The following is a 13,159-nucleotide window of genomic DNA, read 5'->3' on the forward strand; positions in this document are numbered from 1 at the left end:
TTCCGCTCTGTTCAGAAAGTAGGGGAAACCATCGACAAGGAGGAACGTAGACAAAACAAAACCCGGATCCGCCTTGTCGGCAGCCTCCGGGTTGTATGCGTGCGCAGTCGCCGGTGCTACCTCAGAAGAGGCGCCACCACCAGGTGAAGGATGCGAATGCGTTGCGGGAGTTCATGTTTTCTATCACAACACGGCGGGCTTGCCGCCGTCAAGCGGCGGCTGTTGCAAAAATACCCAGAGAAAATGATATGCAGAGGACGGGATTGTTCTGAAAAGTATCAGGCGCTGACATCAATCACGCTGCCCAGCGGCTGGTAGGCAAGCTGATAAGCATGGGCCGCTCTGCCGGGCAGGGGATGGTCCGGCTGTTGCTGGCTGGCGGTGGATTGCTGTTGTTGTTGCTGGTCGTTGCTGGTTTCCGCCATTTCCTTACGCAAGTCGCCGGAGAGTACCGGCGTGTCCGGCTTGCCGCTGACGCCGGCCAGCTGCGAGCCCTGACGCCAACTACCGGGCGCATAGCTTTGCCAGCTGGTAATCGGGAGGATGAACATGGGTGGCTCCGGTGGAATGGTGTTGTTTGGAGCCGCTTTTGCTTACGATAGTTTCTCTGTTTGTTTTTAAAAATCGATATAAAACAATGGGATATTGTGTGTGAGGTTATGTTGATGGGGCTGGGGGCGTAAAAAAGGAAGGCGCGACAGCCTTCCTTTTTCGCTTGCCGGCCGGTGGCGCGGCTTAGAGCGGCTAACAAAATAGCGTAGCGTCCCTGGGGCAAGGCGCGCCGACGCAGACAGTACAAAGAGTACGGCAAGGAGGCGCAACGCAGCAGCAGGGTTTTTGTTAGCGGCTCTTAGAAACGACGCGACAAGGTGGCCTTATGCATGATGGTGGTGGCAATTTCTTCGATGGACTTGTGGGTGGTGCTGATAAACGGCACGCCGTGGAAGCGGAACATCGATTCGGCTTCGTTCACTTCGAAGTGACAGTTGTCTAGGCTGGCGTATTTGGAGTCCGGGCGGCGCTCCTGGCGGATATGGTGCAGGCGCGCCGGGTCGATGGTCAGGCCGAACATCTTGTTGCGGTAGGGCAGCAACATCTTGGGCAGGGTGGGGCTGTCCAGGTCTTCCGGGGTGAGCGGGTAGTTGGCGGCCTTGATGCCGTATTGCAGTGCCAGATACAGGCAGGTCGGGGTTTTACCCGAGCGTGAGACGCCAACCAGGATGACGTCGGCCTCGGCCAGGTCTTTCAGTTTTACGCCGTCATCGTGATTGAGCGAGAAATTGACCGCTTCGATGCGGTGGTCGTATTTCTCCTCACTGCCCACGCCATGGGCCTTGCCCAGCGTCAGCGAGGCCTTCTGGCCCAGTTCGGCTTCCAGTTCGCCGATGAAGGTATCGAAGAAATCCACCACCAGTGCATTGTCGATATGCAGCACCTGGCGTACTTCCGGATTGACGATGCTGGTGAAGACCAGCGGCTTCAGGTGATCGGCTTCGGCCACGGCGCGAATGTGGTGTACCACCACCTGCGCCTTTTCCACGGTATCAATGAAAGGGATGGCCTCGCGCTTGAATTCCAGTGTGTCGAACTGGGTCAACAGGGTATTACCCAGCGATTCGGCAGTGATGCCGGTGCGGTCGGAGATGAAAAAGGCGGAGCGACGGTGTGGCATGGATGCACCTGTTTCGAAATCGATAAGAAAATAGTTGAGAGGGATTATACCCCTGCCCGCCGACTGTACGGCAGCGGTGAGGGTGGTGGCATGAATTGGCCATGATCCGCCCCTGCTATGGCTTTTGTTGTAGTTGCCACACTACATCGCGGTCACAAATTGGCAAAGAAACGCCCTTACACTCACCATCCTCGGGCGTGGTTTGCATTGATATGGGGCAAACCCTAGTGTTGTGCGCTGCAAAATGGGCTACGCAAGTCCTGTGGTATTCGGCTAGAATGCGGGTTTTCTATCCGTCCAATCCAACACAGGAAGTGAAGTGATGGCAGAGAACTACGTCATCTGGTTCGAGAAGCTGCGCATGACTGACGTTGAACAGGTAGGCGGCAAGAACGCCTCCCTGGGTGAAATGATCAGTCAGCTGGCAGGCTCGGGCGTCCGAGTCCCCGGTGGTTTTGCTACTACCGCGGATGCCTACCGAGATTTCCTCCAGCACAATGGCTTGGCTGACAAGATCAGCGCCGCGCTGTCCAATCTGGACATCGACGACGTGACCGAGTTGGCGCGAGTCGGCAAGGAAATTCGCCAGTGGATCATCGATACTCCTTTCCCGGCCAAGCTTGATGAAGATATCAAGACTGCCTGGGACAAGATGGTAGCCGATGCCGGTGGTGCCGATATTTCCGTAGCAGTCCGTTCTTCTGCAACCGCAGAAGATCTCCCCGATGCCTCGTTCGCAGGCCAGCAAGAAACCTTCCTGAACATTCGTGGCCTTGAAAACGTCAAGGATGCGATGAAGCACGTTTTTGCTTCTCTGTATAACGATCGCGCCATTTCCTACCGTGTACACAAAGGCTTTGCCCACGATGTTGTGGCGCTGTCTGCTGGTGTACAACGCATGGTGCGTTCCGACCTCGGCGCCGCCGGTGTGATGTTTACCATCGACACCGAATCCGGCTTCGAAGACGTGGTGTTCATCACCGCTTCTTATGGTTTGGGCGAAACCGTGGTGCAAGGTGCGGTTAACCCCGACGAGTTCTACGTACACAAGCCGACCCTGAAGGCAGGTCGTCCGGCTGTGCTGCGCAAGAACATGGGTTCCAAGCTGATCAAGATGGAATTCACCGATGCTTCCCAGGCTGGCCGTTCGGTCAAGACCGTGGATGTAGCGGCGGAACAGCGCAAGCAATTCTCCATTACCGACGCGGAAGTGGCGGAACTGGCTGAATACGCGCTGATCATCGAGAAGCACTACGCCCGTCCGATGGATATCGAATGGGGCCGTGACGGCGAAGACGGCAAGCTGTACATCCTGCAAGCCCGTCCGGAAACCGTGAAGTCGCAGGAAGACCGCAAGGACACGCTGCGTCGCTACCGCCTGAACAGCAAGTCCACCGTGCTGTGCGAAGGCCGCGCCATTGGTCAGAAGATTGGCCAGGGCACCGTGCGCACCATCAAGGACGCTTCCGAAATGGATCGCGTCAAGGCGGGTGATGTACTGGTAACCGACATGACCGACCCGGACTGGGAACCGGTGATGAAGCGTGCCGCCGCCATCGTGACCAACCGTGGTGGTCGTACCTGTCACGCGGCGATTATCGCTCGCGAACTGGGTATCCCGGCCGTGGTAGGTTGTGGCGACGCCACCGACATCCTGCGTGAAGGCATGCAGGTGACCGTATCCTGCGCCGAAGGCGATACCGGCAACATCTATGACGGCCTGCTGGATGTCGAAATCATCGACCTCGAGCTGGACAAGATGCCGGCCGCTCCGGTCAAGATCATGATGAACGTGGGCAACCCGGAACTGGCTTTCGACTTCGCGCAGCTGCCGAACGAAGGTGTGGGTCTGGCGCGCATGGAATTCGTGATCAACCGTCAGATCGGTATTCACCCCAAAGCCCTGCTGGAATTCGACACCCTGCCGGCCGACCTGAAGGCGACCATCAGCGATCGCATTTCCGGTTACGCCAGCCCGGTTGACTTCTACGTGGACAAGATTGCCGAGGGTGTTGCTACCCTGGCCGCAGCCTTCACCCCGAAAAAGGTCATCGTACGCATGTCCGACTTCAAGTCGAACGAGTACGCCAACCTGATCGGCGGTCAGCTGTACGAACCGCACGAAGAAAACCCGATGATCGGTTTCCGTGGTGCTGCGCGCTACGTGGCTGAATCCTTCCGTGACTGTTTCGACCTGGAATGCCGCGCCATCAAGAAGGTGCGCGACGAGATGGGTCTGGTCAACGTGGAAGTGATGATCCCGTTTGTTCGCACCCTGGCTGAAGCCGAGAAGGTTGTGGAAATCCTGGCTGCCAATGGTCTGAAGCGTGGCGAAAACGGCCTGCGTCTGATCATGATGTGCGAACTGCCGACCAACGCCGTACTGGCCGACAAGTTCCTGCAGTTCTTCGATGGCTTCTCTATCGGTTCCAACGACATGACCCAGCTCACCCTGGGCGTGGACCGCGATTCCGGTGGCCCGATTGCCGCCACCTTCGACGAGCGCAACGAAGCCGTGAAAGCCATGCTGCACATGGCGATCCAGGCTTGCCGCAAGGCCGACAAGTACGTCGGTATCTGCGGTCAGGGCCCGTCGGATCATCCGGACTTTGCCAAGTGGCTGGTGGAAGAGGGCATCAATACCGTGTCCCTCAACCCGGACACCGTGGTGGAAACCTGGCTGTACCTGGCCCGTGAACTGAACGCCTAAGCCTGCAACTGCCGGCTACACAAGAACCGCCCTTTCGAGGGCGGTTTTTTTATGCAGTTTTCTGCATGTAGTACTACTGGCACCAAGTACGGGGTTGTTTGAGGCCGGGTTAAGTCTGACCGCGTTGGCAGGCCTTGGCCCGGGTCCTCTGCGAGGTTGTGTTTGCCGTGATAAGCCGTCGCGTAGCACACCTGTCAGCACCGGACCCTGGTCCGGTTTTGCTATTTCTGGCTGCCAGAAAACTGGCGGATTCATGGTTTTTCCAGCGGTTGCCTGAAATTTCCTTCTGATTCGATAAGGGTATTTTCAATAAATACAATGGCTTGGCTGTTTTTTCTGGCTGGCATGCAAGCTGCTAAATACAGCCTATGCTCAGCTGGTGCCGTTTGGCGGCCAGTCGTCTGAGCCAGCCAACCCAGGAGACTGTGATGCAGCGCGATATCGGAATGGATTTGCCGGATGATTTCTGCCAGGACATGAGCCATGCCTACACGCTTCCCGCCAGGTATTACACCTCCGATGCGGTGTTCGACTACGAAAAGCAGCAGATTTTTGCCAAGTCCTGGCTGTGTTTCTGCCATGGCAGCGAACTGGCAGAAAACAACGCCTATGTCACACGTCGTATCGCTGGAGAAAACCTGCTGGCGGTGCGCGGGCGGGATGGTGTGCTGCGGGCTTTCTACAATGTCTGTCCGCACCGCGGACATGAGCTGCTGCAAGACAGCGGCATTGCCAAGAATGTCGTCAGCTGTCCCTATCATGCCTGGACCTTCAAGCTGGACGGCGAGCTGGCAGTGGCGCGCAATTGCGAGCATGTTGCCCATTTCGACAAGGCAGATTACCGGCTGACACCGGTACAGGTCGCGGAATACTGCGGTTTTGTCTTCATCAATATGGACATGCAGGCCGAACCAGTAGAAACGGCATTGGCCGGGCTGGCCGAACACCTGCACAGCGTTTGCCCCAATGTGGCCAGCCTGCAGGTGGCCTCGCGCACCATTACCGATACGCCGGCCAACTGGAAGGTGATTGTCGACAACTACATGGAGTGCTACCACTGTGCACCGGCCCACCCGGGCTTTTCCAGCTCGGTGGACAGCGCCAGCTACACGCATACCTTCCATGGCCGCTGGACCTTGCAACACGGCCATTCCAAATCGTCCAGCCAGGGCTATTCCTTTGATGGCGATGTCGCCAACCAGGCTTTCAGCGGCTATTGGGTATGGCCCTGTGTCATGTTCAACGTCGTGCCGGGCGATGACACCATGACGGTGATCTACGAATACCCGGTGTCGGCGGGGCTGACGGTGCAGTACTACGAGGTGCTGATGCCCAGCAAGGAGGTGACGCCGGAGCAGCGCAACTTCATCACCTGGGCGACCCAGACCTTCCGTCCAGAAGACTTGCGGCTGGTGGAAAGCGTGCAGCGTGGGCTGCAATCGCGCGGTTACCGTGGCCAGGGGCGCATCATGGTGGACGATAGCCTCAGTGGCATCAGCGAACATGGCATCGCCTATTTCCACCGCATGATGGCGCAATCCTACCGTCAGTAAACCCGCGCGGAACAAGGAGGGCAGCATGAGCCAGATTCACTGGATGAAGGGCCGCCTGCTGGCGTCGCAGCCGCTGGCTCGCGATATCAGGGCGCTGACCCTGCAGCCGGCGGACGGGAGCTATCCCGCATTTAGCTCCGGCAGCCACTTGCTGCTGCGGGCGGGCAGCCGCGCGGATAGTCCGGTCAATGCCTATTCGCTGCTGGATGCCAGCTATGAGGGCAACAGCCTGCATATTGCGGTAAAGCGTGAAGCCAGTGCGCGTGGCGGTTCGGCCTGGCTGCATGGCCTGCAGCCAGGAGCCGGGCTGGAATTCACTACCCCGGCCAATCTGTTTGCCTTGCCGCCGGGGACGGCATCTTTTCTGTTCATTGCCGGCGGCATCGGCATTACCCCCTTTATCGCCCATATGGCGGCCATGCGTGGGCGGGAGCAGGATTTCCAGCTGCATTACGCTTATCGCTCGGCGGCCGAGGCTGCCTTTGTCGAGCAACTGGCCGGGCGCGATTCGGTGCGGCTGTATGATGCCAGCCAGGGGGCAAGGCTGGACGTGGCGGCCCTGCTGGCTGGTGTGGGAGCCACAAGCCATGTCTATGCCTGCGGGCCGCAGCGCCTGATTGCCGAGGTAGAGGCTGTCGGGCAGGATTTGGCACAGCAGGGCCGCTTGCATATCGAACGCTTTGCGCTGCCGGATAGCCCGGCCGGATCGGCGTTTGTCGTGCAACTGGCACGATCCGGCTGCGAGGTGCGAGTGGCTGCCGATGAAAGCATGCTGGATGCCATCCAGCGGCAAACGGTCATCCGGGTGGAGAGCCTGTGCCGCGAAGGCTATTGCGGCACGTGTGAAACCCGTTTGCTGGCCGGTACGGCCCTGCATCGCGACCAGTATCTGAGTGCGGCGGAGCAGGCAGCACAGGACCGGGTCATGCTCTGTGTGTCACGTGCAGCCTGCGAGCGACTGGTGCTGGATCTGTAAATTCACCACACCCTGGCGCGGTGTGACGGTGTGCGGCCGGTGTCTTCCCTGGCGGGAAGGTCCGGCCTGTTGCATTCAGCCGCCGATCACCTGCTGGGCCAGCCGGATGCCGTACTTCTTCATTTTGTATTGCAGGGTGGCGCGTGGCAGACCGCACTGGCGCGCGGCTTCGGACAGATTGGGGTAGCGCTTGAGGTAGTGCAGCAACAGCGTGCGCTCGTAGGCGGCTACCTGGGCTTCCAGCGAGGCTGAGGCTTCAATGTCCACTGCTGGCGGTGCCGGGAGCGCCGTTGTGGTGCTGCTGGGGGCCAGGGGCTCCAGCTGTTGTTCGTCTTCTTCCAGCAGGATGAAATCCAGTTCGTCGCCATTTTCACAGAAGATCAGACTGCGCAGGATGATGTTTTCCAGCATGCGCACATTGCCCGGCCAGCGGTGGCGTTGCAGCCGCTCCAGCACGGCCGGGCTGATGCGTTTGACCCGGTTGCCGGTAATCTTGCCGTTCTTCTCCAGAAAGGCCTGTGCCAGCAGCGGGATATCGCGTTTGCGCTCGCGCAGCGGCGGAATGGTGAGATAGCCCACATTCAGCCGGTACAGCAGGTCGGGGCGAATGCGCTGCTTGTCCAGCATGGTTTGCGGCGACTCGTTGGTGGCGGCGATGATGCGTACATCTACCTGGCATTCCTGGCTGGAGCCGACACGGCGGAAGGTTTGTTCCTGCAGCGCCCGCAGCAGCTTGCCCTGCACCGCCATCGGCATCGAATTGAGCTCGTCCAGAAACAGCGTGCCGCCATGGGCGCTTTCCAGCAGGCCCTTGCGGTCTTCTGCGCCGGTAAAGGCACCTTTGACCGTGCCGAACAGGGCGCTTTCAAACAGGGGCTCGGGCATGGCGGCGCAGTTGAGTACCAGGAAGGGCTGGCGTGCGCGTTCGCTGTGGGTGTGCAGCAGCCGGGCGAACAGCTCCTTGCCGGTGCCGGTTTCACCATAGATCAGTACCTGCACATCGGTCTTGGCCAGCCGTTGCGCCTGGTGAATCAGCTTCTGCATGTCCGGCTCACAGGTGACGATGCCGTCATCCGCTGGCGGCTGCTGGCCGTGCAACTTTTGCTGCAAGTCGATGAACTGCTCGTGCAGGTGGTTGATGACCGACAGGTCACGGGAAATCTCGATGGCACCGATGATGTCACCGTCGTTGTTCTGCAATGGCAGGGTGGTATGCACCTGGTGCACCGGATTGCCGCCGGGGTTGTAGTACAGCTGATACTGGTTGTGATAGCGCTTGCCCTTGAACGCAGCCTGCAACAGGGTACTGCTGTGCTGGTTCAGTTGCGGGTAGATCTGCAACACCGGGTGACCCAGGGCGTGGGCCGCCTGGTAATCGTCGATGTGGGCGCTTTCTTCGTTGTAATACACATAGTTGCCCGCCGCATCGACGATGGCGACCGGCTGGGGTAGTGCGTCCAGAAATTCCATGAAAATGGAAATGGCAGACGCCAGTTGGCTGTCCATGAACTCCTCCTCCGATGTGACTTCTTCTTGTTTTGCCTATTGATACCACGTCTTTCCCTGCTTGGGGCAATCTGTACGCCACGCGGCTAGCCTGATCCCTCCTGTTGGCCATACCGGGCTGCTGAATTTCTGGCAGTTTCGCAACTATTCACGTAAATGCAGGAAATCAGCAAGAACTTGTAATCTTAATATATTGTTTTTATTGATTTTTCTTTGCTGGTCAGGGTGGCATGAAATGTGCTGAATGCAGTGCATGCCACCATGCAGCGCCACGGCCTACACCGTGCTGCTGTTCACTCAGGGGAGAGCCAGCTTGTCCGATACCTTCATGCCCCAGGCTGCGGCCGCTGCCGCGCCCATTATCGACATCCGCAATCTGCGCAAGCGATTTGGCACGCAGGAAGTACTCAAGGGCGTGTCCTTTACCGCGCAGTCCGGCGACGTGGTGTCGCTGATCGGTGCCAGCGGTTCCGGCAAGAGCACCTTGCTGCGCTGCATGAACATGCTGGAGGTTCCCGATAGCGGCCAGGTGCTGATTGCCGGCGAAGAGGTCGCCCTCAAGACCAATCGCCATGGCCAGACCGTGCTGGCCAATCCGCCCCAGGTGGACCGCATGCGTACCCGGTTGGGCATGGTGTTTCAGAGCTTCAATCTATGGCCGCACATGACCGTGCTGGAAAACCTGATCGAGGTGCCGATTCGCGTGCTGCACCAGCCGCGTGCCGAGGCCATTGCCCTGGCCGAAGCCCTGCTGGCCAAGGTGGGCATGGCGGAGAAGCGCCACAGTTACCCGGCTTTTTTGTCTGGCGGCCAGCAACAGCGGGTAGCGATTGCCCGCGCGCTGGCAACGCGGCCCTCGGTCATGCTGTTTGACGAGCCCACCTCGGCACTGGACCCGGAGCTGGTGGGCGAGGTGCTCAAGGTGATCCGCGATCTGGCACAGGATGGCTGCACCATGGTGCTGGTCACCCACGAGATGGCTTTTGCCCGCGATGTGTCCAGCAAGGTGATGTTTCTGCACCAGGGCTGTATCGAAGAAGCCGGTACGGCACGGCAGGTGTTTGAAAACCCCGGCAGCGAGCGCTGCCGCCAGTTTGTCAATGCACAGTTCTGCCGTGCCTGACTGCGCATGGCGCGCTTTGGCAAGGCCAGCCACCGGCACAAGGTGGCAGCGTGCCAGGCGTGCTGTATTGATCACGCATTTCTGCTGTTGGCCGTACCCGTCCGCATCGCTTCACCCACCTTATGGAGAGATAGACATGAAAACCAGAATGCTGCGTATTTGCCTTGCCTTGTCCTGTAGCCTGCTGGCCGGTGCCGCACTGGCCGCCCCGCTGAAGGTGGGCATTGCTGCCGAGCCTTATCCGCCATTTTCCATCAAGCAAAGCTCCGGCCAGTGGAGCGGCTTTGAAGTCGAGCTGGTGCAGCGCATCTGCCAGGAAATCAAGGAAAGGTGCCAGATCACCGAGGTAGCCTGGGACGGCATCATCCCCTCGCTCAACAGCAAGAAGATCGACGTGATCTTCAATTCCATGTCGATTACCCCGGAGCGGGAAAAGGTCATTGCCTTCAGCAAGCCTTATTACTACACCGACGCCGAATACGTGGCTCCCAAGGGCAGCAAGCTGACCCTGACGCCAGAAGGGCTGAAGGGCAAGGTGATCGGCGTGCAGTCGTCCACCGTCAATGCCGACTACATCAAGAAGCGTTATGGCCAGGTCGCCAGCATCAAGTATTACAACACCCAGGACGAGCTGAATGCCGACATGGCGGCCGGCCGGGTGGATGTGATGCTGCTGGACGCGCTGGCAGCCAGCGATTTCCTCAAGAGCAAGGACGGTGGCGCGCTGGAGTCCAAGGGCATGGCTCCGCGTGACCCCATTTTCGGCCCCGGCGTGGGGGCGGGTTTGCGCAAGAGCGATGTCGCGCTCAAGCGCAAGTTTGACGATGCCATCCTCAAGCTGCGCCAGGACGGCAGCTTCAACGCCATCCAGAAGAAATATTTCAAGGTAGACATTTCCGTCAAATAAGCCGGCGCAGGGCAGGGGGCTGCCTTGGCCACCCTGCTGGCGACAAGGGCGAGCTGGTCTTATTCAGAGAGGAAATGGCATGGAATGGTTGACCAAGGCATTCGACGCCGTGGTGCTGGACTGGGGCAGTGCCTTGCTGCAGGGCGCGCTGGTGACGCTGCAGATTTCACTGGGCGCTTTTTCGGTAGGGCTGTTCATCGGCCTGCTGGTGGCCATGATCAAGATGACGCGCCACGGGCTGCTGCTGCGGCTGGCCAATGCCTACACCACGGTGTGCCGGGCGGTGCCGGAGCTGCTGCTGATTTTGCTGCTGTATTACGCCGGTGGCGACCTGATCAACTGGGTGCTGGCGCAGCTGGACCAGGGGCCGGCCCCCATCAACGGCTTCATGGCCGCCGTGGTGGTGCTGGGCATTGTGCAGGGCGCCTACGCCGCCGAGATCATCCGTGGCGCCGTGCAGTCCATCCCCACCGGGCATCTGGAGGCCGCGCGTGCCTTTGGCTGTCCGCGCCGCATGATCGTGCAGCGCATTGTCCTGCCGGAAATGCTGCCCTACGCGCTGGGTGGGCTGTCCAATCTGTGGCTGATCCTGATCAAGGATAGCGCCCTGATCAGCGTGGTGGGTTACAACGAGCTGCTGTTCACCACCAAGCAGGCAGCTGGCTCCACCCGCGAATATTTGCTGTTTTATCTGGCGGTGGCTGCGGTGTATCTGCTGATCACCCTGTTGTCCAACCTGCTGTTCAGCCGGTTTGACCGGCGCATCAGCCGCTGGATGCCAGCGCACTGAACGGGGAGCACACCATGAATTTCGAATGGCTGGGAGAGTATGGCCGGATGATGGCGCTGGGGGTGATGACCACGCTGCAGCTGTTGCTGATTGCCGGGACGCTGGGTTTTGCGCTGGCGGTGCTGGTGGGCTTTGGCCGGCTGTCGCGCCAGCCTTTCATTGCCTGGCTCAGCCTGTCTTTTACCAATCTGATTCGCGGCACGCCCTTGCTGGTGCAGATTTACGTGATGTATTACGGCCTGGGCAGCCTGTTTGTCAGCTTTCCGCTGCTGCGCGACAGCTGGCTGTGGCCCTATCTGCGCGAAGGCTTCTGGTATGTGGCGCTGGCACTGATGCTGAGCGTGGCCGGCTATGTCGGCGAGGTGATCAAAGGTGGTTTGCGTGGCGTGCCCAAGGGCGAGCTGGAGGCCGCACGGGCGCTGGGCATGCCGCGTTTGCTGATGATCCGCCGCATCTGGCTGCCGCGTGCCATCTTCATCCTGCTGCCCACGCTGGCTGGCGAATCGGTGATGTTGCTCAAGTCCACTGCGCTGGCTTCCACCGTGGCGGTGATGGACGCGCTGGGCGTGGCCAACCTGATTCGCAATCAAACCTTCCTCACGTATGAACCCCTGCTGGTCATGGCGCTGATCTATCTGCTGCTGGCCATGCTGATCGAGCGACTGTTCAAGCGGCTGGAGATGCGTCTGCCAGTCCGGAATGCTTTCTAGCCCATCTAGTTCAAGGAGTGCAGCATGCATTATTCCAGTCTGGTAGACCGGCTGGCCGGCAAACGCACCGACGCCTGGCAAATCCACTATGCGGCCCAGCAGGCCGAGGCGCGTGGCGAAGAGGTATTCATCCTCAGTGTGGGCGACCCGGACTTTGCCACCCCGGCCAGCATCAGCGAACGAGCCGTCAGCGCCTTGCTGGCGGGGGATACCCACTACAGCGATGTCAGCGGCAGGCCGGCCCTGCGGCAGGCACTGGCGACCATGCACAGCGAGCAAACCGGGCAGATGGTGAGCGAGGACCAGGTCATCGTGGTGGCCGGTGCGCAAAACGGCTTGTTTGCCGTGGCGCTCTGCCTGTGCCAGCCCGGCGACGAGGTGCTGGTGCCCGAACCGATGTATCTGACGTATGAGGCCAGCATCCGCGCCAGCGGCGCAGCGCTGGTGCCGGTGCCGGTCGATGTGGAGCGTGGCTTTCATCTGCGCCCCGGCGCGCTGGCAGCGGCCATCACCCCGCGTACCCGCGCCATTTTCCTTGCCACGCCAAACAATCCCAGCGGGGCGGTGATGAGCCGGGACGAGCTGGCAGAAGTAGCCGCGCTGGCACAGCAGCACGACCTGTGGGTGGTGTCGGACGAGGTGTATGCCGGCCTGACCTTCGAGCAGCCACATCTGAGCATGGTCAGCCTGCCTGGCATGGCCGAGCGCACCGTCACCATTGGCAGCCTGTCCAAATCTCATGCCATGGCCGGCTGGCGCATGGGCTGGGTGGTGGCCCCGGCCGAGCTGGTCGGTCATCTGGGCCGGCTGGCACTGTGCATGCTGTATGGCCTGCCGGGCTTCATCCAGGAGGCCGCACTACTGGCGGTGCAGCAGCGTGACAGCATCGTGCCGGCCATGCGCGAAACCTATCGCCGCCGCCGCGACGTCTGCTATCAGCTGCTGAGCAATATTCCCGGCCTGCGCTGTCAATTGCCCGAGGCCGGCATGTTCATGCTGATCGACGTGCGTGACAGCGGCCTGGCCGCCGATGACTTTGCCTGGCGCTTGTTCCGTCAGACCGGAGTGGCGGTGCTGGATGCCAGCGCTTTCGGTGATATCGCCAGCGGCTTTCTGCGGCTGGGCTTTGTGCTGGACGAGGCCAGGCTGGCGGAAGCCTGCCGCCGGATTGCCAGCTTTGTTGCCAGCCTGCAAGCGCAGCCGGCCTGAACG

General features: G+C 60.1%; 11 protein-coding genes. 8 read left to right on the forward strand and 3 right to left on the reverse strand.

Annotated features, from left to right (window positions below):
• Positions 1-278: 278 nt before the first annotated feature.
• On the reverse strand, positions 279-551 hold the full coding sequence (locus tag DBR44_RS14060; protein WP_124644658.1) for a hypothetical protein: 273 nt from the start codon (positions 549-551) through the stop codon (positions 279-281).
• A gap of 299 nt (positions 552-850) precedes the next feature.
• Positions 851-1,672 (reverse strand): pyruvate, water dikinase regulatory protein, encoded by an 822-nt coding sequence (locus DBR44_RS14065; protein ID WP_059286739.1) that lies wholly within the window; start codon positions 1,670-1,672, stop codon positions 851-853.
• A gap of 322 nt (positions 1,673-1,994) precedes the next feature.
• Between DBR44_RS14065 and ppsA the strand changes: the two genes are divergently transcribed.
• The 3 genes from ppsA to DBR44_RS14080 all read left to right on the forward strand — a co-directional run bounded on the left by ppsA (position 1,995) and on the right by DBR44_RS14080 (position 6,911).
• Positions 1,995-4,382, forward strand: a complete 2,388-nt coding sequence (gene ppsA, locus DBR44_RS14070) for a phosphoenolpyruvate synthase (RefSeq protein ID WP_124644659.1) — start codon at positions 1,995-1,997, stop codon at positions 4,380-4,382.
• A 428-nt stretch (positions 4,383-4,810) separates the two neighbouring features.
• Positions 4,811-5,935, forward strand: coding sequence for an aromatic ring-hydroxylating dioxygenase subunit alpha (locus tag DBR44_RS14075; RefSeq protein ID WP_124644660.1), 1,125 nt, complete (start codon positions 4,811-4,813; stop codon positions 5,933-5,935).
• A 25-nt stretch (positions 5,936-5,960) separates the two neighbouring features.
• On the forward strand, positions 5,961-6,911 hold the full coding sequence (locus DBR44_RS14080) for a PDR/VanB family oxidoreductase (protein WP_124644661.1): 951 nt from the start codon (positions 5,961-5,963) through the stop codon (positions 6,909-6,911).
• 75 nt (positions 6,912-6,986) lie between these two features.
• On the opposite strand, the gene DBR44_RS14085 is transcribed toward DBR44_RS14080, so the two are convergent.
• Complete coding sequence (locus DBR44_RS14085; protein WP_124644662.1) at positions 6,987-8,417, reverse strand: sigma-54-dependent Fis family transcriptional regulator; 1,431 nt, start codon at positions 8,415-8,417, stop codon at positions 6,987-6,989.
• Between the two features lie 328 nt (positions 8,418-8,745).
• Between DBR44_RS14085 and DBR44_RS14090 the strand changes: the two genes are divergently transcribed.
• The 5 genes from DBR44_RS14090 to DBR44_RS14110 all read left to right on the forward strand — a co-directional run bounded on the left by DBR44_RS14090 (position 8,746) and on the right by DBR44_RS14110 (position 13,156).
• Positions 8,746-9,540 (forward strand): ABC transporter ATP-binding protein, encoded by a 795-nt coding sequence (locus DBR44_RS14090; protein WP_168190902.1) that lies wholly within the window; start codon positions 8,746-8,748, stop codon positions 9,538-9,540.
• A gap of 136 nt (positions 9,541-9,676) precedes the next feature.
• On the forward strand, positions 9,677-10,447 hold the full coding sequence (locus DBR44_RS14095; RefSeq protein WP_124644664.1) for a transporter substrate-binding domain-containing protein: 771 nt from the start codon (positions 9,677-9,679) through the stop codon (positions 10,445-10,447).
• 79 nt (positions 10,448-10,526) lie between these two features.
• Positions 10,527-11,237 carry an ABC transporter permease gene (locus tag DBR44_RS14100; RefSeq protein ID WP_124644665.1) on the forward strand — a complete coding sequence of 237 codons (711 nt, stop codon included), beginning with the start codon at positions 10,527-10,529 and terminating at the stop codon, positions 11,235-11,237.
• 14 nt (positions 11,238-11,251) lie between these two features.
• A complete protein-coding gene (locus DBR44_RS14105) occupies positions 11,252-11,947 on the forward strand; it encodes an ABC transporter permease (protein ID WP_124644666.1) in 696 nt (231 codons plus the stop codon).
• A 24-nt stretch (positions 11,948-11,971) separates the two neighbouring features.
• Entirely contained in the window at positions 11,972-13,156 is a 1,185-nt protein-coding gene (locus DBR44_RS14110; RefSeq protein WP_124644667.1) for a pyridoxal phosphate-dependent aminotransferase, read from the forward strand.
• Positions 13,157-13,159: the final 3 nt, after the last annotated feature.

Source organism: Aquitalea sp. FJL05, assembly GCF_003852595.1.
In the GTDB taxonomy this organism is placed as follows: domain Bacteria; phylum Pseudomonadota; class Gammaproteobacteria; order Burkholderiales; family Chromobacteriaceae; genus Aquitalea; species Aquitalea aquatilis.